Source organism: Kitasatospora sp. NPDC059146, assembly GCF_042786665.1.
Classification (GTDB): Bacteria; Actinomycetota; Actinomycetes; order Streptomycetales; family Streptomycetaceae; genus Kitasatospora.
Map to the genome: position 1 here is coordinate 25,994 of NZ_JBHZCY010000012.1, position 18,180 is coordinate 44,173.

Sequence of the window (18,180 nt, forward strand, 5' to 3'; positions counted from 1 at the left end):
GACCGTCAGCGGTGGTCCAGCGCCGGGTTGACCGTCACCTCGACCCGCTGGAACTCCTTCAGCTCCGTGTAGCCCGTGGTGGCCATCGCCCGGCGCAGCGCCCCGAACAGGTTCATCGTCCCGTCCGGAGTGTGCGAGGGCCCGGTCAGGATCTCCTCGGTGCTGCCGACCGTCCCGAGGTCGACCCGCTTCCCGCGCGGCAGCTCCTCGTGGACCGCCTCCATCCCCCAGTGGAAGCCCTTGCCCGGAGCGTCCGTCGCCCGCGCCAGCGCCGCCCCGATCATGACCGCGTCGGCACCGCAGGCGACCGCCTTCGGAATGTCGCCGCTGTACCCGACGCCGCCGTCCGCGATCACGTGCACGTAGCGCCCGCCGGACTCGTCCATGTAGTCCCGACGCGCGGCCGCGACGTCCGCCACCGCGGTCGCCATCGGCACCTGGATCCCGAGCACGTTCCGGGTGGTGTGCGCGGCGCCCCCGCCGAAGCCCACCAGCACGCCGGCCGCGCCGGTCCGCATCAGGTGCAGCGCGGCGGTGTACGTGGCGCAGCCGCCGACGATCACCGGAACGTCCAGCTCGTAGATGAACTGCTTGAGGTTCAGCGGCTCGGCGGCGCTGGAGACGTGCTCGGCCGAGACGGTGGTGCCACGGATGACGAAGACGTCGACCCCGGCGTCCACGACGGCCTTGGAGAACTCGGCGGTCCGCTGCGGGGAGAGCGCGGCGGCGGTGACGACGCCGGAGTCGCGGACCTCCTGGATCCGCTGCTTGATCAGCTCGGCGCGGATCGGCGCGGAGTAGATCTCCTGGAGGCGGCGGGTCGCGGTGGCCTCGTCGGTGATCGAGGCGATCTCGTCCAGCAGCGGCTGCGGGTCCTCGTAGCGGGTCCAGAGGCCTTCGAGGTTCAGCACGCCCAGGCCGCCGAGGCGACCGATGGCGATGGCCTGCTGCGGCGAGACCACGCTGTCCATGGGGGCGGCCAGGAACGGCAGCTCGAAGCGGTAGGCGTCGATCTGCCAGGCGATCGAGACCTCCTTCGGGTCACGCGTACGCCGGCTGGGGACGACGGCGATGTCGTCGAAGGCGTACGCCCGGCGGCCGCGCTTGCCTCGCCCGATCTCGATCTCAGTCACTTCGAGCCCTTCTGGTTTGTTGCTCATGCCCGCCGGGTCACCCCGGCCGCCCCCAGTATCCCGTACCAGCGCTGGTGGCGCCCCGACGGCCCGGTCCCCGGACGCGCGGAAGGGCCCGCCGTGGCGGGCCCTTCCGGGGTCGAGCGGGTCAGCGCGACGAGTAGTTCGGCGCCTCGACGGTCATCTGGATGTCGTGCGGGTGGCTCTCCTTGAGGCCCGCCGAGGTGATCCGGACGAAGCGGCCCTTGCTCTCCATCTCGGCGATGGTGGCGGCACCGACGTAGCCCATGGTCTGGCGCAGGCCGCCGACCAGCTGGTGCAGCACGGCCGACAGCGGGCCGCGGTACTGGACCTGGCCCTCGATGCCCTCGGGGACGAGCTTGTCGTCCGAGGCGACCTCGGCCTGGAAGTAGCGGTCCTTGGAGTAGGAGCGGCCCTGGCCGCGGGACTGCATGGCGCCCAGCGAGCCCATGCCGCGGTAGGACTTGAACTGCTTGCCGTTGATGAACAGCAGCTCGCCCGGGGACTCCTCGCAGCCGGCCAGCAGCGAGCCCAGCATCACGGTGTCGGCACCGGCGGCGAGCGCCTTGCCGATGTCGCCCGAGTACTGCAGGCCGCCGTCGCCGATGACCGGCACGCCGGCCGCCTGGCAGGCCAGCGCGGCCTCGTAGATGGCGGTGATCTGCGGGACGCCGATGCCGGCGACCACGCGGGTGGTGCAGATGGAGCCGGGGCCGACGCCGACCTTGACGCCGTCCACGCCGGCGTCGATCAGCGCCTGGGCGCCGTCGCGGGTGGCGACGTTGCCGCCGACCACGTCGACCTTGACGGCGGACTTGATCTTCTCGATCCAGGCCAGCGCGTTGTGGCTGTGGCCGTGCGAGGTGTCGACGACCAGGAAGTCCACGCCCGCCTCGACCAGGGCCTGGGCCCGGTCGAAGGCCTCGGCGCTGGCGCCGACGGCGGCGCCGACCAGCAGACGGCCCTCGGCGTCCTTGGCGGCGTTCGGGTACTGCTCGGCCTTGACGAAGTCCTTGACCGTGATCAGGCCCTTGATCCGGCCCTCGTCGTCGACCAGCGGGAGCTTCTCGATCTTGTGGCGGCGCAGCAGCGCCATCGCGTCCTCGCCGGAGATGCCGACCTTGCCGGTGATCAGCGGCATCGGGGTCATGATCTCGCGGACCCGGCGGGTGCGGTCCGACTCGAAGGCCATGTCGCGGTTGGTGACGATGCCGAGCAGCTTGCCGGACTCGTCGGCGATCGGGACGCCGGAGATGCGGAACTTGGCGCACAGCGCGTCGGCCTCGGCGAGCCTGGTGTCCGGGCCGACCGTGATCGGGTCGGTGACCATGCCGGACTCGGAGCGCTTCACCAGGTCGACCTGGTTGGCCTGGTCCTCGACCGACAGGTTGCGGTGCAGCACGCCGACGCCGCCCTGGCGGGCCATGGCGATGGCCATCCGCGCCTCGGTGACCTTGTCCATCGCCGCGGACAGCAGCGGGATGTTGACGCGGACGTTCCGGGAGACCCGCGAGGAGGTGTCGACCTGGTTCGGCAGCACCGCGGAGGCCCCGGGCAGCAGCAGGACGTCATCGAACGTGAGCCCGAGCATGGCGAACTTCTCGGGTACGCCTGCGGCGTTGTAAGACATTTGGGGGTACCTTCCGTGGCCGGCCTTATCCGCTCGCGCCCAGAGGGAGGGGGCGCGTTGATCGCTCACTCGCGCAGACGGCCGAAAGCCGGGTGGCTTGGAGGAAGCTCCAACGGAACCCCGTGTGCACCCGCAAAACTTTGGCAACCTGCCCAGGCGCCGATACCCCATGGTACTGGCACCGCGAATGTGCCCTCGTGTGCCCTTGACAACAAGCGCCCCCGCGGGCTCATTCCGCCCGGCCGGGCCCCCTGGCCTGCGCCTCCGGTCAGGAGGAGGCGGCGCCCGGCCTCAGGAGGACTCCTCCGCGAGCGCCCGCAGCCGGCTGAGCGCGCGGTGCTGGGCGACCCGGACGGCCCCCGGCGACATCCCGAGCACCTCGCCGGTCTCCTCCGCCGACAGCCCGGCGGCCACCCGCAGCAGCACCAGCTCGCGCTGACGGGCCGGCAGGTTGGAGAGCAGCTCCTTGGCCCAGGCCGCGTCGCTGCTCAGCAGCGCCTGCTCCTCCGGGCCGAGCGCCTCGTCCGGCACCTCCGGCAGGTCGTCCTGCGGCACGACGGTGGAGCCGGGCCCGCGCATCGCGGCCCGCTGCAGATCGGCGATCTTGTGTGCGGCGATGCCGTAGACGAAGGCCTCGAACGGCCGTCCCTGGTCCTTGTACCGGGGCAGCGCGCACAGCACCGCGACACAGACCTCCTGGGCCACGTCGTCCACGTGGTGCCGGGCCCCGCCGGGCAGCCGGACCAGCCGGGCGCGGCAGTACCGCAGCGCCAGCGGGTGGACGTAGGCGAGCAGCGCGTCGATCGCCGGGCCCTCGCCGCGCACGGCGGCCGCGACCAGTTCGCCCACCAGGGGGGAGCCGCCCGTGCCGAGCACCGGCGGGCGGCCCGGACCGTCCCCGGTCACGGAGTCGCCGGATTCCGCGTACGCGTCACGACCCGGGTCGGAGGGCTCGGCCTCACCCGGGTCCGCCTGGCCGGCCGCACCGGCGACATCGTCGCGCATCGGTCCATGGTGCCTGGTCGATCGGGAAAACGCGGCACCGCGTCCGGAGTTGTGCACCGGAACGTTATGCGCTGCGGCACCGTGCGGCGTGCCGCGCACCACCGGCCCCTCCTGCACCGTGCCGCCTCCCGCCGCGCCGCCGTGGGTGGTCCTGTCCGTCGCGCCGTCCGCCGAGTGTCCTGCGGCTGCGTGGTTCGCCGCAGTGCCTGTCCGCTGGTCCCCGAGGTGCTCCACTCCTCCATGGTGCAACCTCGGGACCGTAACGTCACACGCCCGTGCGGCGTCCGCTCCGGAATTCGAGGGCGGCGCGCCGCGGCCGGCGGCGCCGCCGACGGTCAGCGGACCAGGCCCCAGCGGAAACCCAGCGCCACCGCGTGCGCACGGTCGGAGGCGCCGAGCTTCTTGAACAGCCGTCGGGCGTGGGTCTTGACGGTGTCCTCGGACAGGAACAGCTCGCGCCCGATCTCGGCGTTGCTGCGCCCGTGGCTCATGCCCTCCAGCACCTGGATCTCACGCGCCGTCAAGGTCGGTGCCGCGCCCATGTCGGGGCTGCGCAGCCGGCGCGGGGCGAGCCGCCAGGTCGGGTCGGCGAGGGCCTGGGTGACGGTGGCCCGCAGCTCGGCGCGCGAGGCGTCCTTGTGCAGGTACCCGCGGGCACCCGCGGCCACCGCGAGCGCGACCCCGTCGAGGTCCTCGGCGACGGTGAGCATGATGATCCGCGCGCCCGGATCGGCGGACAGCAGCCGCCGGACGGTCTCGACCCCGCCGAGGCCGGGCATCCGGACGTCCATCAGGACGAGATCGGAGCGGTCGGCCACCCAGCGGCGGAGGACCTCCTCCCCGTTCGTCGCGGTGGTGACCCGGTCCACACCGGGTACGGTCGCGACGGCGCGGCGAAGCGCCTCGCGGGCGAGCGGGGAATCGTCGCAAACGAGAACGGAAGTCATGACCGTCGTCCTCCGCAGCTGATCCGCGTCACGTTGAGCCTCCTGGCTGGTACGAACCTCTCCGACACGGCCGATCGGCGACGGACTTCGTCCTGATCGCCCCGACTTGCCCGCGATCGTTCCCGACGTCCGGCGCCCGCTAACCGCCTCCGCACTACCAACGACCGTCACTCGAATGAGTTACGGCCTTCGGGCCATCTCCACCACTGTACGTGGCCAACCCATTACCGATCAGCCGCATCGCGGTGCACACGCCGCACTTTTACGCAGCTCGCGCGCGGTGGGCGCACGACCCGCACGCCGGTACGGGTCGTCGCGCGCCCGTCGACCACCCGATTGCCACACCTCGCGCCCGCCGAACCCCTTGCCCACTTTGCCCGTTTTTATAGCTTTCGTATGGTCATTGACTGTTGTGCCAGTGTGTGGGTGACTTGTCCATGGAGTTGCCTTAAGTCATATTTCCAGGTGTCCACACCAGCGCGGGACGCCCCGCCGGGCACCGTTCGGCAGCAGCCCGCCGAAACGCCCGGCCGCCGCCGACCGCCTCTGAAGGGAATGAGCCATGGCAGATTTCTCCCGCCTCCCCGGTCCCAACGCGGACCTCTGGGACTGGCAGCTCTCGGCGGCCTGCCGCGGCGTGGACAGCTCGCTCTTCTTCCACCCGGAGGGTGAGCGCGGAGCGGCCCGCAGTTCGCGCGAGACCAGCGCCAAGGAGGTCTGCATGCGCTGCCCGGTGATCGCCGAGTGCGCGGCGCACGCCCTGGCGGTCCGCGAGCCGTACGGGGTCTGGGGCGGGATGACCGAGGACGAGCGCGAGGAGATGCTGGGCCGCTCGCGGCACCGCCTGGTGGAGGTCCCGTTGACCCCGCCGGCGGTCGCGCACCGTTAGACCCGCGCTCGCGGCGCGCCGTGAAGAAACGTTCCTTCGCGGCGCATCAGGCCGCTCCGCCCCCCTCTGGGGAACCCGGTCACCGATCGTCAGCGATCGGCGGCCGCACCCGCCAGCCGCTCCCGCATCAGCGCGACGGCCGGCACCTCGGCCAGGTCCGGCAGGGTGAGCGCCACCACCTGGCGCACCGCCGGTGCCCCCGAGGCCGTCCGCACCGGAACCGTCGACACGCCGTCAGGACGCACCGACTGGAGGGCCAGCCGGGGCAGCACCGCCACTCCGAGCCCGGCCGCCACCAGGCCGACCACCGCCGGGTAGTCGTCGGTCGCGAAGTCGATCCGGGGCTCGAAACCCGCCCCCGCGCACAGCTCCACCAGGTGCCCCCGGCACTGCGGGCAGCCGGCGATCCACTGCTCCCCCGCCAGCTCCGCCAGCTCCACCGGACCGCCCCGCCCGGCCAGCGGGTGGGCGGCCGGCAGCAGACCCACCAGCGGGTCGTCCAGCAGCGGGGTGACCACCAGGTCGGACCAGTCGGTGCCGGCCGACAGCTGCTGGGCCTCCAGGTTCGCCTCGGCCCGGGCCTCGCGCGGCGTGCCGTGCGCGGGGGCGGGCGCCGCGGCCGCACCGTCGGACTGCGGGTAGCGGAAGGCCAGCGCGATCTCGCACTCGCCGCCGCGCAGCATCGCCAGCGACTCCGGCGGCTCGGCCTCGACCAGCGACACGCGCACCCCCGGATGGCTGTCCCGCAGGCGGGCGACCGCGGGCGGCACCAGGGTGGAACTCGCGGTCGGGAAGGAGACCAGCCGCACCCGGCCGGCCCGCAGCCCGGCGATCGCGGCCACCTCCTCCTCGGCGGCGGAGAGCCCGGCCAGGATCCCGGTGGCATGCTTGAGCAGCACCCGCCCGGCCTCGCTGAGCTGCATCCCGCGGCCCGAGCGGACCACCAGCGGGGTGTCCACCGACTTCTCCAGGGCCTTCATCTGCTGGCTGATGGCGGGCTGGGTGCACCCCAGCTCGCGGGCGGCGGCGGAGAAGGAGCCGGTGCGGGCGACGGCACGCAGGACGCGCAGGTGGCGGGCCTCGATCATGCCTCAGTTATAAGGCAATCTTTGCATTCTGCAAAATTCTACTGATAGTTGAAGCATCAAGCGCACCCACCGAACAACGGCCGGAGGCCCGGTCCGACTCCCCGAGGGAGTGGACCGGGCCTCCGGTCAGGCGTCGGTGCCTCAGTGCGAGTGGCCGTGGCCGCCGTGCGAGTGACCGGCGTCGGCCTCCTCCTCCTTCTTCTCCACCACGAGGGTCTCGGTGGTGAGGAGCAGGGAGGCGATCGAGGCGGCGTTCTCCAGCGCGGAGCGGGTGACCTTGACCGGGTCGATGACGCCGGCCTTCAGCAGGTCGCCGTACTCGCCGGTGGCCGCGTTGAAGCCGTGACCGGCCTCCAGCTCGGCGACCTTGTGGGTGATGACGTAGCCCTCGAGGCCGGCGTTCTGGGCGATCCAGCGCAGCGGCTCGTGCAGCGCCTTGCGGACCACGGCGACACCGGTGGCCTCGTCACCCGACAGGCCCAGGCCGTCGTTCAGCACCTTGGCGGCGTGCACCAGCGAGGCGCCACCGCCGGCGACGATGCCCTCCTCGACCGCGGCGCGGGTCGCCGAGATGGCGTCCTCCAGGCGGTGCTTGCGCTCCTTGAGCTCCACCTCGGTGGCGGCGCCGACCTTGATGACGCAGACGCCGCCGGCCAGCTTGGCCAGGCGCTCCTGCAGCTTCTCGCGGTCCCAGTCGGAGTCGGTCGCGGCGATCTCGCCCTTGATCTGGGCGACGCGGCCGGCCACGGCCTCGGAGTCACCGGCACCGTCGACGACGGTGGTGTCGTCCTTGGTGATGGTCACGCGGCGGGCGGTGCCCAGCACGTCCAGACCGGCCTGGTCGAGCTTGAGGCCGACCTCCTCGGAGATGACCGTGCCGCCGGTGAGGACGGCCAGGTCGCCGAGGATCGCCTTGCGGCGGTCGCCGAAGCCCGGGGCCTTGACGGCGACGGCGTTGAAGGTGCCGCGGATCTTGTTCACGACCAGGGTCGACAGCGCCTCGCCGTCGACGTCCTCGGCGATGATCAGCAGCGGCTTGGAGGCACCGCTCTGCAGGATCTTCTCCAGCAGCGGCAGCAGCTCCTGGATGGAGGAGATCTTGCCCTGGTTGATCAGGATGTACGGGTCCTCGAGGACCGCTTCCTGGCGCTCGGCGTCGGTGACGAAGTACGGCGACAGGTAGCCCTTGTCGAACTGCATGCCCTCGGTGAAGTCCAGCTCCACGCCGAAGGTGTTCGACTCCTCGACGGTGATGACACCGTCCTTGCCGACCTTGTCGATCGCCTCGGCGATCAGCTCGCCGACCTGGGTGTCCTGCGCGGAGAGGGACGCGACGGCGGCGACGTCGTCCTTGCCCTCGATCTCGCGGGCGATGGACAGCAGGTGCTCGGAGACGGCGGCGACGGCCTTGTCGATGCCCTTCTTGAGGGCGGCCGGGCCGGCACCGGCGGCGACGTTGCGCAGACCCTCGTTGACCAGGGCCTGGGCCAGCACGGTGGCGGTGGTGGTGCCGTCACCCGCGACGTCGTTGGTCTTGGTGGCGACCTCCTTGACGAGCTGCGCGCCAAGGTTCTCGTACGGGTCGTCCAGCTCGACCTCACGGGCGATGGTGACACCGTCGTTGGTGATGGTCGGGGCGCCGAACTTCTTGTCGATGACGACGTTGCGGCCCTTGGGGCCGATGGTCACCTTGACGGTGTCGGCCAGCTTGTTGACACCGCGCTCCAGCGAGCGGCGGGCGTCCTCGTCGAACTGCAGGATCTTCGCCATGTTCCCTATTCCCTCGGGGCTGCGGCCGGCCGGCCGCCGAACTACGTGAACCAACAACCACGCCCCGGGCCCCTGTCACTAGGGACACGGATCCGGGGCGGGTCGGAACGACTTACTTCTCGATGATGGCGAGAACGTCGCGGGCGGAGAGGACGAGGTACTCCTCGCCCTGGTACTTCACCTCAGTGCCGCCGTACTTCGAGTACAGGACGATGTCACCCACGGCGACGTCGAGCGGCAGACGCTGGCCGTCCTCGAAGCGGCCCGGGCCGACAGCCAGGACGACGCCCTCCTGGGGCTTCTCCTTGGCGGTGTCCGGGATAACCAGGCCGGAGGCCGTGGTGGTCTCGGCGTCGAGCGGCTGGACCACAATGCGGTCCTCGAGCGGCTTGATGGCAACCTTGCTGCTGGTGGTCACGTCCGAGCTCCCCTTCGGAGATTACGGGGTTTTCTAACGGGTAGGGGCGAACCTGCGTACCTGCCGTCGCGGGGGTCAGGCACACGTCTTCGCATTAGCACTCCCCCAGTGGGGAGTGCCAAGGACGACCATAGGCTGCCGTTAGCACTCAGTCAACCAGAGTGCCAACGACGCGCCCTGCGGGCTCGACCCGCGGACGAGCGGCCACACTCCGGATCCACTCCCCGGGCCCCGCCGGCGACGCCGTTCGCGCCGGCGCTGCCGGCCCTGCTGACGGGCCGACCGGTCAGAATGACCTGGTGGACACCGAGAACCTCCAGCCCCTGCTGACCCCCGAGGGTCAGGCCCTGCTCGCCGAGCTGCGCGAGTTCACCCCCGAGGAGGAGCTGGCGCTGGCCACCCGGCTGCGGCGGGAGCACCCGGCGGAGCTGGTGTCGGCGGCGTTCGGCCAGGCGCGGCTGCGGCAGCGGGCGCGGGCGAAGTTCGGGGCGGACGCCGACCTGATGTACTTCACGCCCAACGGGGTCGAGCAGTCCACCCGGCGCAGCGTGGCCGAGTGGCGGGCCCGCCGCTTCGCCGAGCTGGGCGTACGGCGCCTGGCGGACCTCTGCTGCGGCATCGGCGGGGACGTGCTGGCCCTGGCCCGGGCCGGGATCCGGGTGCTGGCCGTCGACAAGGACCCGGCGGCCTGCGCCGCCACCGCCGCCAACGCCGCCGCGCTGGGCCTGTCGGAGCTGGTGGAGGTGCGCTGCGCGGACGTCGCCGAGGTGGACGTCACCGGCTACGACGCGGTGTTCACCGACCCGGCGCGGCGCACCTCGCGCGGCCGGGTGTTCGACCCGGAGGCGTACGCCCCGCCGCTGTCCTGGGCGGTCGAGGCCGGGCGGCGGACCCCGATCGGCGCGTTGAAGGTCGCCCCGGGCATCCCGCACGAGGCCGTCCCGGCGGACGCCGAGGCCGAGTGGGTCTCCGACCACGGGGACGTCAAGGAGGCGGTGCTCTGGTTCGGCACCGGGGCGGTCCGCCCGCACCGCGCGACCCTGCTGCCGCACGGCGACAGCCTGACCGGCGGCGACCTGCCCGACCCGCCGGCCGGCCCGGTCGGGCGCTACCTGTACGAGCCGGACGGCGCGGTGATCCGGGCGCACCTGGTGGCCGAGGTGGCCGGGCAGGTCGACGGCCGGCTGATCGACCCGAAGATCGCCTACGTGACCTCGGACCGCCTGGTCGCCACCCCGTACGCGCACGCCTTCGAACTCACCGACGTGCTCCCGTACAACGTCAAGAAGCTGAAGGCGCTGCTGCGCGAGCGCGCGGTCGGCACGGTGGTGATCAAGAAGCGCGGGATGGCGATCACCCCGGAGGAACTGCGCCGCCAGCTCAAGCCCTCCGGGCCGAACTCCGTCACGGTGATCCTCAGCCGCACCGACAACGGGCCGCTGATGATGCTGGGCCGGCCGGTCTGAGCGGACAGAGCCTAGGAGGCCGGCGCCTGGATGTAGTCCTCCAGCCGGGCCACCGAGAAGCCCTGCTCCTGGATCCGGGCCAGCAGGTCCGCGAACATCTGGGTCATGGTGGCGCCCTTGAGCTCCTTGGGGCCGCGGAAGTGCGCCAGGATGATGTCGCCGGACTTCAGCTTCTTGTCGCCCGCCTGGTACTGCATGTCGTGGATCTGCATCGACTCGCGCCACAGCACGATCGCGCGCGGGCCGCACTGCTGCACCGAGGTGTTGAGCATCGGGGTGTTGGCGCCGTCGCCGAACGGCGGGCGGAACAGCAGCGGGGCGGTGCCGTACTGCTGGGTGAGCGCGGCCTGGTCCTCGCAGATCTCGGACTTCTGCTTGTCGGCCGACAGCTTGCTCATCACCGGGTGGGTGACGGTGTGGTTCTGGATGTGGTTGCCCAGCGCCTGGAGCGGCTTGAAGTAGCCGTAGTCGTTCTTGACGATGTCCTTGGTCAGGAACATCGAGATCGGCACCTTGAGGTCGGTCAGCATCTCGACGAACTTCGGGTCCTTCTCGGCGCCGTCGTCGATGGTGATGAAGATGACCTTGTCGGTGGTCTTCACGTCGCTGAACACCGGTACGGTGCCGGTGCGTTCGAGCTTGACGGGCTTGTCGGCCGGCGGCGCGGGGGCCGGGGCGAGCGGCTTGAGGTTCCACTTCGCCCAGGCCGCGGCGTCGCCCTGGGCCGGGGCCGCGCCGGGCGTGGTGGCCGCCGCGCTGGGGGTGCCGCCGGCGGGCGGCCGGGTCTGCTCCGCCGTCCCGGCCGTGCTCGCGGCCGGGGCGGCGCTGCCGCCGCCCCCGTTGTCGCCGCACGCGGTGGCGAAGGCCAGCAGGGCCACCGCCCCCGCCACGTACGTCCTGGTCCTGCTCCGCCCGTCCCTGTTCACCGCACCGCGCTCCCGGTCCCGTCCAGCGTTCTCTCAGCTATGCACGGTAGCGCCGCCGCGGCGGTTCCCGTTCGGGCCCTACTCGACGTGGTCGCTGGTGAAGGACCAGCGGTGCACCGGGCGGCCCAGCAGTTCGGCCGGCGGGTCGGCGACCGGCACGGGCGCACCGCTCCACCAGGTGATCAGCAGCACCCGCTCACCGGGGGCGGAGAGCAGTTCGAGGCGCTCCAGCCCGGCCGCGCCACGCAGCGCGGGAAGAGCGGACTCCCTTGCCCAGGCGGCGAGTTCGGCCCCGCGGCCGTCCGCCGCGCGGGCCTCCCACATCGCGGCGACGGTCACGCGGCGCCGCCGCCGAGGGCCTGGTAGGCCTGGCCGTGGACGTCGCCGTGCCCGGCTCCCCCGGCCGGGACGTGGACGTCGGTGACGGGCAGCGAGGAGTCCGCGGACAGCTCGAAGGCGGAGGGGGTGCGGCCCCGCCACACCATCTCGGAGCCCAGCGCCGCCACCATCGCGCCGTTGTCGGTGCACAGGCCCGGCCGGGGCACCCGCAGCCGGATGCCGGCCCGGTCGCAGCGCTGCTGGGCCATCTCGCGCAGCCGGGAGTTGGCCGCGACGCCGCCGCCGATCATCAGGTGGTCGACGCCGCTGTCCTTGCAGGCCTTGACGGCCTTGCGGGTGAGCACGTCGGTGACCGCCTCCTGGAAGGAGGCGGCGACGTCGGCGATCGGCACCTCCTCGCCGGCCCGGCGCTTGGCCTCCACCCAGCGGGCGACGGCGGTCTTCAGGCCGGAGAAGGAGAAGTCGTACGCGGGGTCGTTCTTCCCCGTCAGGCCGCGCGGGAAGGCGATCGCCTTCGGGTCGCCCTCGCGGGCCTTCCGGTCGACGATCGGGCCGCCGGGGAAGCCCAGGCCGAGCACCCGGGCGACCTTGTCGAAGGCCTCGCCGGCCGCGTCGTCGATGGTCGCGCCGAGCGGGCGGACGTCGGTGGTGATGTCCTCGCTGAGCAGCAGCGAGGAGTGCCCGCCGGAGACCAGCAGGGCCATCGTCGGCGAGGGCAGCCGGCCGTGCTCCAGCTGGTCGACGCAGATGTGCGAGGCGAGGTGGTTGACCCCGTACAGCGGCTTGTCGAGCGCCCAGGCGTACGCCTTGGCCGCGCTGACGCCGACCAGCAGCGCGCCCGCCAGGCCGGGGCCGGCGGTGACGGCGATGCCGTCCAGGTCACTGGCCTTGATGCCGGCGGTGTCCAGGGCGCGCTGGATGGTCGGGACCATCGCCTCCAGGTGGGCGCGGCTGGCGATCTCCGGGACGACGCCGCCGAAGCGGGCGTGGTCGTTGACGCTGGAGGCGACCGCGTCGGCCAGCAGCGTGGTGCCGCGCACGATGCCGACGCCGGTCTCGTCGCAGGAGGTCTCGATGCCGAGGACGAGCGGTTCGTCAGCCATGGGGGGTGTCCTTCGGTTCCTTCGGGTCAGTGCTGGGGTGTTCGAGGCGCATCACCAGCGCGTCGACGTTGGCGGGCTGGTAGTAGCCGCGCCGGATGCCCACCGGTTCGAAGCCGTGGCGCTCGTACAGCCGCTGGGCGCGCTGGTTGTCCACCCGCACCTCCAGCAGCAGGTCGGCGCAGCCGCGCCGGGCGGCCTCGTGGATCAGGTCGGTGAGCAGGGCGGTGCCGAGGCCGGCGCCCTGGTGGCGCTCGTCCACGGCGATGGTCTGGACGTCGCCGTCACCGGCGACGGCCATCAGACCGGCGTAGCCGACGATCGTGCCGTCCGCGGCGGTGGCGACCGAGTAGTGGCGGGTGCCGCCGGGGTGGGCCTCGGCGAGCTCGGACCAGAACATCCCGGAGGACCAGGCGTCCTCGGGGAACAGCCTGAGCTCCAGGTCCAGCACCGGCTCGATGTCCCACCAGCGCATCGGGCGCAGGGTGGTGCCGTGGTTCACGCCGGGAGCACCGCCTTGCCCCCCAGAACGTTCTTGTAGCCCGCCGGGACCTGGGCGTCCGGGCGGCGCAGGTACAGCGGCACGTTCGGCAGCAGCTCGCGCCCGGCGGCCAGCTCGGCGGCGGCGAAGCCGGCCAGGGCTCCGGCCGAGACGTGCTCGGGGCCGCCGGCGCCCGGGAAGGCCTCGGGGTAGAGCAGCGCGCCGGCGCCCACCGAGCGGGCGGCGGGCGTCAGCTCGGCCGGGCGGTCCACGCCGGGGCCCTCGGTGCGGTTGCCGTCGGCGTCGTAGGAGGCCCAGTAGACCTCCTTGCGGCGCGCGTCGGTGGCGACCGTGAACGGCTGCCCGGTCAGGCCCTCGGCGCGGGCCTGGAAGGCGATCGCGTCCAGGGTGCAGACGCCGTGCACCGGCAGGCCGAGCGCGTGGCCGAGCGCGGCGGCGGTCACCAGGCCGACCCGCAGGCCGGTGTACGGGCCCGGGCCGACGCCGACCGCGATGCCGGTGAGCCGACTCTTGTCCACTCCGGCGGCCCGCAGGACCTGGTCGATCGCGGGCAGCAGCAGTTCGCCGTGGCGCCTGGCGTCGACCTGGTGGGTCTCGGCGAGGACGGCCGTGCCGTCGTGGACGGCGGCGGTGACGGCGGGGGTAGCGGTGTCGAACGCGAGCAGCAGCACGGGTCAAGGTTAGACCGACGTTGGGCCGACCGGACGATCGAGCTGGTGTCCCCATCCGGAACACACGTACTGGCCACTGCCGACCCGCCCCGGGGACCTGGCACGATAAGGGCGGTACGTACAGCGGACGGCGGCGGGAGCGGGCACGTGGCGAAGATGGGTCCTGGAGTGGTGGTCACGGGGTTGACCCTGGGGGCCCTGGCAGTGGTGAGCCTGCTGGCCTTCCAGGCCAACGGCGCCCAGGACCGCGCGGGCGGCGCCAAGCCGACCGTCGCCTCGACGTCCTCCGGCCCGGCCGCCTCTGCGACGCCGAGCGCCTCCGCCACCCCGACCGTCCCGCCGCTGCCGGCCACCTCGGGCAGCGGCACCCGGGTCGTCTACTCGGCCGGCGGCCACTTCGTCTGGCTGGTCGACCCGAAGAAGAACCCGCAGGTCGCGGCCGCCTTCCCGGTCACTCCGGGCTCGGTCGAGCCCACCCCGGGCAGCTACTCGGTGTACAGCCGCACCCAGACCGCCACCGGGACGGACGGCAAGCAGATCGAGCACGTGGTGCGCTTCGCGCAGCAGAACGGCGTGGTGTTCGGATTCAGCGCGGCACTGGACGGCAGCACGCCGACCGCCGACCCGAAGGCCAAGACCGGCGGCATCCGCAGCGGCCGCTCCGAGGGACAGCTGCTCTGGGACTTCGCGCCGAACGGCACCAAGGTGGTCGTGGTCCCCTGAGGCCCGGCGCGTTACGCGGCCCGGGGCGTCCCCGCCTCGGGCTCCTCGGCCTGCCGGGCCTTCGGTTCGGGCGGGGTGGACACCGCCTCGGCGGCCGCGCAGGCGGCCAGCAGGGCCCGCATCGGCGCGCCCGGAGCGCGGTGGGCGGACTCTCCGGCCCCGGTGGCACGCACGGCGCGCTCCGGGGCGGGGGTGGTGCTCGACATGGCGCCTCCCTAGTTAGGCAGACCTAACCGCAGCACCCATCCCACCACGCCCGGCGCCCCGCCCGCAACACCTTGCCGACGGCCTGTCGGCAAAACGGTGGAACCCGATCGACCGGGGCCCGGCAAGCCCGCAGCACACGCCCCGTGCGCGGCCCTGGTCGCGCCCTAGGCCAGCTCGGCCAGCGGGACGTCCGCCCAGCGCGCCCCGATGCCGGTGAGCAGCACCCGGCGCGGGTCGTGGTCCTCCCCGGCGGTGTCACCGATCGCCCGCTCGATCCGGACCTCCAGGCGCTCCTCGGACAGCCGCTCGACCTTGCCCTCGCCCCACTCGACCACGACCACCGACTCCGGCAGCGAGACGTCCAGATCGAGGTCCTCCATCTCGTCGAGGTCCCCGCCGAGGCGGTACGCGTCCACATGCACCAGGGCCGGGCCGCCGACCAGCGAGGGGTGCACCCGGGCGATCACGAAGGTCGGCGAGGTCACCGCCCCGCGGACCTGCAGCCCCTCCCCCAGGCCCCGGGTCAGCGTCGTCTTCCCCGCCCCCAGCTCACCGGAGAGCAGCACCAGGTCCCCCGGCCGCAGCAGCGCGGCCAGCTCCCGGCCGAGACGGCCCATCCGCTCCGGAGTGGGGACGGTCAGAGTGGCGTGCGAGCCCATGCGCGTGTCTTGCCCTTCGGTCCGTAGCGGCGCACCGACCACCGGCCGCCACCGCTACCGTGCCACATCACCGCACCCCGCCGTGGCGCGCGGGTGCCCGGGCGTACCCGGGCCGGTCTCAGGCGGGGTCGGGGGCCGGATCCGGGTCCGCGTCCGGGGTCGCGCCCGGGGTCGCGCCCGCCGGAGCCCGGTCCTCCCGGGGCGGTTCGGCCGCGAGTTCGAGGACGGCCGGCGGCAGCGGCGCGGCACCGGCGAAGTCGGCGGCCCGGCGCAGCAGCCGCGCCAGCTCGTGGTCGACCAGCTCCGGGCGCTCCAGCAGCACCAGGTGCCCGGCGCCCTCGGCCAGCACGAGTTCGGCCCCCGGCAGCCGCTCGGCCATCGCCTCGCTGTGCGCCGAGGGCGTCAGCAGGTCCTTCGTCCCGGCCAGCACCAGAGCCGGCAGGCCGCGCAGGGCGGCCAGCGCCCCGTACTTCTCGTGCGCGCCGAACACCGGGTAGAACTCGGCGACCACGTCGATCGGGGTGGCGTCCAGCAGTTGTTCGGCGAAGCGCACCACGCCGGGATCGACGTCCCGGCCGCCGAAGGAGAACCGCCGGTAGAACACGGCGGCCACGTCCGAGCCGATCCGCCGGCTCGCCTCCACCAGGTCGACCTGACGGCCGAGCAGCTTCACCACCCCGGGCGCGACCCTCTTGAACAGCTTGGCCCCGGCCTTCGGCAGGCCGAGGCTCACCTCGTTCCAGTCCCCCGCCAGGGTGCCGACCAGCGCGACCCCGGCGACCCTCGTCCGGAACAGCTCCGGGTGCTGGTCGGCCAGGGCCATCACCGTCATGCCGCCCATCGAATGGCCCACCAGCACCAGCGGACCGGTCGGCGCGACGGCGTCGATCACCGCCTTGAGGTCACCGCCCAGCTGGTCGATGCTGGCCGGCTCGCCCGCCAGGTAGGAGCGGGAGCGCTCGGAGCGGCCGTGGCTGCGCTGGTCCCAGAAGACCAGCCGTAGGCCTTCGCGCAGCGCCGCCCGCTGGAAGTGCCAGCTGTCCTGGTTGAGGCAGTAGCCGTGGCTGAACACCACGGTCAGCGGCGGCGGAAGGAAGCTGCTGTTCGCCCGCTCGCCTCCGGCCTGCTCCGCCGCGTCGCCGTCCGGCTCGTCCCAGCCGGTGCCGTCCAGCTCGACGTACAGCTCGGTGCCGTCCGGCGCGGCCACCGTCAGCGGGCGCCCGCGCAGCGAGCCGTACGGGGCGGTCGCCTCCAGCTCGGCCCGGGCCCGGCGGCGCATCGCCCGGCCGACCGTCAGCCGCTCGATCGCGACGCCCGCGGCCGCGCCGGCCGCCAGCACGCCGACCGAGATCCCGATCACACCGGCCCGGCTCACCCCGGTGGCCGCGCCGGCCGCCTTGGCCACCGCCGCGACCGGGTTGCTGTCGGCCGGCGTGTCGGTCATGCCGCGCGGCCCCCGTCACGGCCGCCGTCGTGGCTGCCGTCCAGGTAGCGGCGGGGCACCCGCGCGCCGATCCGGGTGATGATCTCGTACGAGATGGTGCCGCAGGCGCGGGCCCAGTCCTCGGCGGTCGGTTCACCGCGTTCGCCGTTGCCGAACACCAGCACCTCGTCGCCGGTCTCGGGGGTGTCGCCGCCCAGGTCCACCACGAACTGGTCCATCGCGACCCGGCCGGCCACCGTGCGCCACTTGCCGCCGATCTGCACCGGGCCGGTGCCGCTGCCGTGCCGCGGGACGCCGTCGCCGTAGCCGACCGGCACCAGGCCCAGCGTGGTCGGACCGGGCGTCACGTAGTGGTGGCCGTAGCTGACCCCGTGCCCGCCGGGGACGTGCTTGACCAGCGCCAGCCGGGCGGACAGCGCCATCACCGGGCGCAGCCCGAAGTCGGCCGGCGAGCCCACCTCGGGCACCGGCGACAGCCCGTACGCGGCCAGGCCGGTGCGGACCAGGTCGAAGTGCGACTCGGGCAGCAGCAGGGTGGCCGGGGAGTTGGCCAGGTGCCGGACCTCGGGGCGCAGCCCGGCGGCCTCGGCCTGCGCCAGCGCGGCGCGGAAGGAGTCCAACTGGGCCTGGATCGACGGGTGGCCGGGCTCGTCGGCGGCGGCGAAGTGCGACCAGACGCCGACGACCCGCAGCAGCCCCTCCGCCTCGGCCCGCCGGGCCTCGGCGACCAGCTGCGGCCAGTCGTGCGGCTGGCAGCCGTTGCGGCCCAGGCCGGTGTCGGCCTTGAGGTGGACGCGCGCCGGAACGCCGGTCTGCCGAACGGCCGTCAGCAGCTCCTCCAGCGCCCACCGGCCGCTGACCGAGATGTCCAGGTCCGCACGCAGCGCCTCGCGCCACGGCCCGCCCGGCGTCCACAGCCAGCACAGGATGCGGGCCTGCTCGGGGCGGATGCCCGCGGCCCGCAGCGCCAGCGCCTCGTCCGGCGTCGCACAGCCGAGCCAGCCGACCCCGTTCGCGACCGCTTCGCGGGCACACTCGACCGCGCCGTGGCCGTAGGCGTCCGCCTTGACCGCGAGCATCACCGCCGTGCTCCCGACGCGTTCCCGCAGGGAGGCGAGGTTGCCGCGCAGGGCGGCGAGATCGATGGTCGCCTCGGCCCGTACGCCGTCGGTGAGGGTGGCCGTGCCGGTCGTGTTCGCAGTTGTCATCAGGGTCAGTCTCCCAGACGTCCCGGAGTCCTCG

19 protein-coding genes are annotated in these 18,180 nt (G+C 73.2%); 3 read left to right on the plus strand and 16 right to left on the minus strand.

Annotation, left to right across the window (positions count from 1 at the left end; translation table 11 throughout):
* Positions 1-5: 5 nt before the first annotated feature.
* From ACFXPX_RS07645 to ACFXPX_RS07660, 4 genes are all read right to left on the minus strand, one after another.
* Complete coding sequence (locus ACFXPX_RS07645) at positions 6-1,133, minus strand: GuaB3 family IMP dehydrogenase-related protein (RefSeq protein ID WP_375882152.1); 1,128 nt, start codon at positions 1,131-1,133, stop codon at positions 6-8.
* A 148-nt stretch (positions 1,134-1,281) separates the two neighbouring features.
* Positions 1,282-2,784, minus strand: a complete 1,503-nt coding sequence (gene guaB, locus ACFXPX_RS07650) for an IMP dehydrogenase (RefSeq protein WP_375882150.1) — start codon at positions 2,782-2,784, stop codon at positions 1,282-1,284.
* A gap of 291 nt (positions 2,785-3,075) precedes the next feature.
* Positions 3,076-3,789 carry an RNA polymerase sigma factor ShbA gene (gene shbA / locus ACFXPX_RS07655; RefSeq protein WP_375882147.1) on the minus strand — a complete coding sequence of 238 codons (714 nt, stop codon included), beginning with the start codon at positions 3,787-3,789 and terminating at the stop codon, positions 3,076-3,078.
* Positions 3,790-4,124: 335 nt separating this feature from the next.
* Positions 4,125-4,736 (minus strand): response regulator transcription factor, encoded by a 612-nt coding sequence (locus ACFXPX_RS07660; RefSeq protein ID WP_014136228.1) that lies wholly within the window; start codon positions 4,734-4,736, stop codon positions 4,125-4,127.
* Positions 4,737-5,298: 562 nt separating this feature from the next.
* Between ACFXPX_RS07660 and ACFXPX_RS07665 the strand changes: the two genes are divergently transcribed.
* Positions 5,299-5,625: a WhiB family transcriptional regulator gene (locus ACFXPX_RS07665; RefSeq protein ID WP_375882144.1), complete on the plus strand. Its 327-nt coding sequence runs from the start codon at positions 5,299-5,301 to the stop codon at positions 5,623-5,625.
* 89 nt (positions 5,626-5,714) lie between these two features.
* Here ACFXPX_RS07665 and ACFXPX_RS07670 read toward each other — a convergent pair whose 3' ends face one another.
* From ACFXPX_RS07670 to groES, 3 genes are all read right to left on the minus strand, one after another.
* Complete coding sequence (locus ACFXPX_RS07670) at positions 5,715-6,713, minus strand: LysR family transcriptional regulator (RefSeq protein ID WP_375882141.1); 999 nt, start codon at positions 6,711-6,713, stop codon at positions 5,715-5,717.
* A gap of 141 nt (positions 6,714-6,854) precedes the next feature.
* Positions 6,855-8,483, minus strand: coding sequence for a chaperonin GroEL (gene groL / locus ACFXPX_RS07675; RefSeq protein ID WP_375882138.1), 1,629 nt, complete (start codon positions 8,481-8,483; stop codon positions 6,855-6,857).
* A gap of 112 nt (positions 8,484-8,595) precedes the next feature.
* A complete protein-coding gene (gene groES / locus ACFXPX_RS07680) occupies positions 8,596-8,901 on the minus strand; it encodes a co-chaperone GroES (RefSeq protein WP_014136232.1) in 306 nt (101 codons plus the stop codon).
* Between the two features lie 296 nt (positions 8,902-9,197).
* Between groES and ACFXPX_RS07685 the strand changes: the two genes are divergently transcribed.
* On the plus strand, positions 9,198-10,367 hold the full coding sequence (locus ACFXPX_RS07685) for a methyltransferase domain-containing protein (protein ID WP_375882358.1): 1,170 nt from the start codon (positions 9,198-9,200) through the stop codon (positions 10,365-10,367).
* Positions 10,368-10,378: 11 nt separating this feature from the next.
* Here ACFXPX_RS07685 and ACFXPX_RS07690 read toward each other — a convergent pair whose 3' ends face one another.
* The 5 genes from ACFXPX_RS07690 to tsaB form a co-directional block, all read right to left on the minus strand.
* Positions 10,379-11,293 carry a polysaccharide deacetylase family protein gene (locus tag ACFXPX_RS07690; protein WP_380640054.1) on the minus strand — a complete coding sequence of 305 codons (915 nt, stop codon included), beginning with the start codon at positions 11,291-11,293 and terminating at the stop codon, positions 10,379-10,381.
* A 78-nt stretch (positions 11,294-11,371) separates the two neighbouring features.
* Positions 11,372-11,632 carry a hypothetical protein gene (locus ACFXPX_RS07695; RefSeq protein WP_375882131.1) on the minus strand — a complete coding sequence of 87 codons (261 nt, stop codon included), beginning with the start codon at positions 11,630-11,632 and terminating at the stop codon, positions 11,372-11,374.
* Positions 11,629-12,735 carry a tRNA (adenosine(37)-N6)-threonylcarbamoyltransferase complex transferase subunit TsaD gene (gene tsaD, locus ACFXPX_RS07700; RefSeq protein WP_380397377.1) on the minus strand — a complete coding sequence of 369 codons (1,107 nt, stop codon included), beginning with the start codon at positions 12,733-12,735 and terminating at the stop codon, positions 11,629-11,631. Before tsaD ends, ACFXPX_RS07695 begins: the two co-directional genes overlap by 4 nt.
* Entirely contained in the window at positions 12,728-13,207 is a 480-nt protein-coding gene (gene rimI, locus ACFXPX_RS07705) for a ribosomal protein S18-alanine N-acetyltransferase (protein WP_375882355.1), read from the minus strand. Before rimI ends, tsaD begins: the two co-directional genes overlap by 8 nt.
* A 23-nt stretch (positions 13,208-13,230) precedes the next feature.
* Positions 13,231-13,905, minus strand: coding sequence for a tRNA (adenosine(37)-N6)-threonylcarbamoyltransferase complex dimerization subunit type 1 TsaB (gene tsaB / locus ACFXPX_RS07710; protein ID WP_375882127.1), 675 nt, complete (start codon positions 13,903-13,905; stop codon positions 13,231-13,233).
* 156 nt (positions 13,906-14,061) lie between these two features.
* On the opposite strand from tsaB, the gene ACFXPX_RS07715 reads away from it, so the two are divergent.
* Complete coding sequence (locus ACFXPX_RS07715) at positions 14,062-14,628, plus strand: hypothetical protein (RefSeq protein WP_380521329.1); 567 nt, start codon at positions 14,062-14,064, stop codon at positions 14,626-14,628.
* Positions 14,629-14,639: 11 nt separating this feature from the next.
* Here ACFXPX_RS07715 and ACFXPX_RS07720 read toward each other — a convergent pair whose 3' ends face one another.
* The 4 genes from ACFXPX_RS07720 to alr all read right to left on the minus strand — a co-directional run bounded on the left by ACFXPX_RS07720 (position 14,640) and on the right by alr (position 18,146).
* On the minus strand, positions 14,640-14,834 hold the full coding sequence (locus tag ACFXPX_RS07720) for a hypothetical protein (protein ID WP_380590016.1): 195 nt from the start codon (positions 14,832-14,834) through the stop codon (positions 14,640-14,642).
* 165 nt (positions 14,835-14,999) lie between these two features.
* On the minus strand, positions 15,000-15,494 hold the full coding sequence (tsaE, locus tag ACFXPX_RS07725; protein ID WP_375882122.1) for a tRNA (adenosine(37)-N6)-threonylcarbamoyltransferase complex ATPase subunit type 1 TsaE: 495 nt from the start codon (positions 15,492-15,494) through the stop codon (positions 15,000-15,002).
* 118 nt (positions 15,495-15,612) lie between these two features.
* Complete coding sequence (locus ACFXPX_RS07730) at positions 15,613-16,938, minus strand: alpha/beta fold hydrolase (RefSeq protein ID WP_380640056.1); 1,326 nt, start codon at positions 16,936-16,938, stop codon at positions 15,613-15,615.
* Positions 16,935-18,146: an alanine racemase gene (gene alr, locus ACFXPX_RS07735; protein ID WP_375882120.1), complete on the minus strand. Its 1,212-nt coding sequence runs from the start codon at positions 18,144-18,146 to the stop codon at positions 16,935-16,937. The genes ACFXPX_RS07730 and alr overlap by 4 nt, the downstream gene beginning before the upstream one ends.
* Positions 18,147-18,180: the final 34 nt, after the last annotated feature.

Excerpts from the sequence above, each read along its gene's own strand:
- guaB (WP_375882150.1), bottom strand. The coding sequence starts at position 2,784 with ATGTCTTACAACGCCGCAGGCGTACCCGAGAAGTTCGCCATGCTCGGG.
- shbA (WP_375882147.1), bottom strand. The coding sequence starts at position 3,789 with ATGCGCGACGATGTCGCCGGTGCGGCCGGCCAGGCGGACCCGGGTGAG.
- ACFXPX_RS07660 (WP_014136228.1), bottom strand. The coding sequence starts at position 4,736 with ATGACTTCCGTTCTCGTTTGCGACGATTCCCCGCTCGCCCGCGAGGCG.
- ACFXPX_RS07665 (WP_375882144.1), top strand. The coding sequence starts at position 5,299 with ATGGCAGATTTCTCCCGCCTCCCCGGTCCCAACGCGGACCTCTGGGAC.
- ACFXPX_RS07670 (WP_375882141.1), bottom strand. The coding sequence starts at position 6,713 with ATGATCGAGGCCCGCCACCTGCGCGTCCTGCGTGCCGTCGCCCGCACC.
- groL (WP_375882138.1), bottom strand. The coding sequence starts at position 8,483 with ATGGCGAAGATCCTGCAGTTCGACGAGGACGCCCGCCGCTCGCTGGAG.
- tsaD (WP_380397377.1), bottom strand. The coding sequence starts at position 12,735 with ATGGCTGACGAACCGCTCGTCCTCGGCATCGAGACCTCCTGCGACGAG.
- rimI (WP_375882355.1), bottom strand. The coding sequence starts at position 13,207 with ATGCGCTGGTGGGACATCGAGCCGGTGCTGGACCTGGAGCTCAGGCTG.
- ACFXPX_RS07715 (WP_380521329.1), top strand. The coding sequence starts at position 14,062 with ATGGGTCCTGGAGTGGTGGTCACGGGGTTGACCCTGGGGGCCCTGGCA.
- ACFXPX_RS07720 (WP_380590016.1), bottom strand. The coding sequence starts at position 14,834 with ATGTCGAGCACCACCCCCGCCCCGGAGCGCGCCGTGCGTGCCACCGGG.
- tsaE (WP_375882122.1), bottom strand. The coding sequence starts at position 15,494 with ATGGGCTCGCACGCCACTCTGACCGTCCCCACTCCGGAGCGGATGGGC.
- ACFXPX_RS07730 (WP_380640056.1), bottom strand. The coding sequence starts at position 16,938 with ATGACCGACACGCCGGCCGACAGCAACCCGGTCGCGGCGGTGGCCAAG.
- alr (WP_375882120.1), bottom strand. The coding sequence starts at position 18,146 with ATGACAACTGCGAACACGACCGGCACGGCCACCCTCACCGACGGCGTA.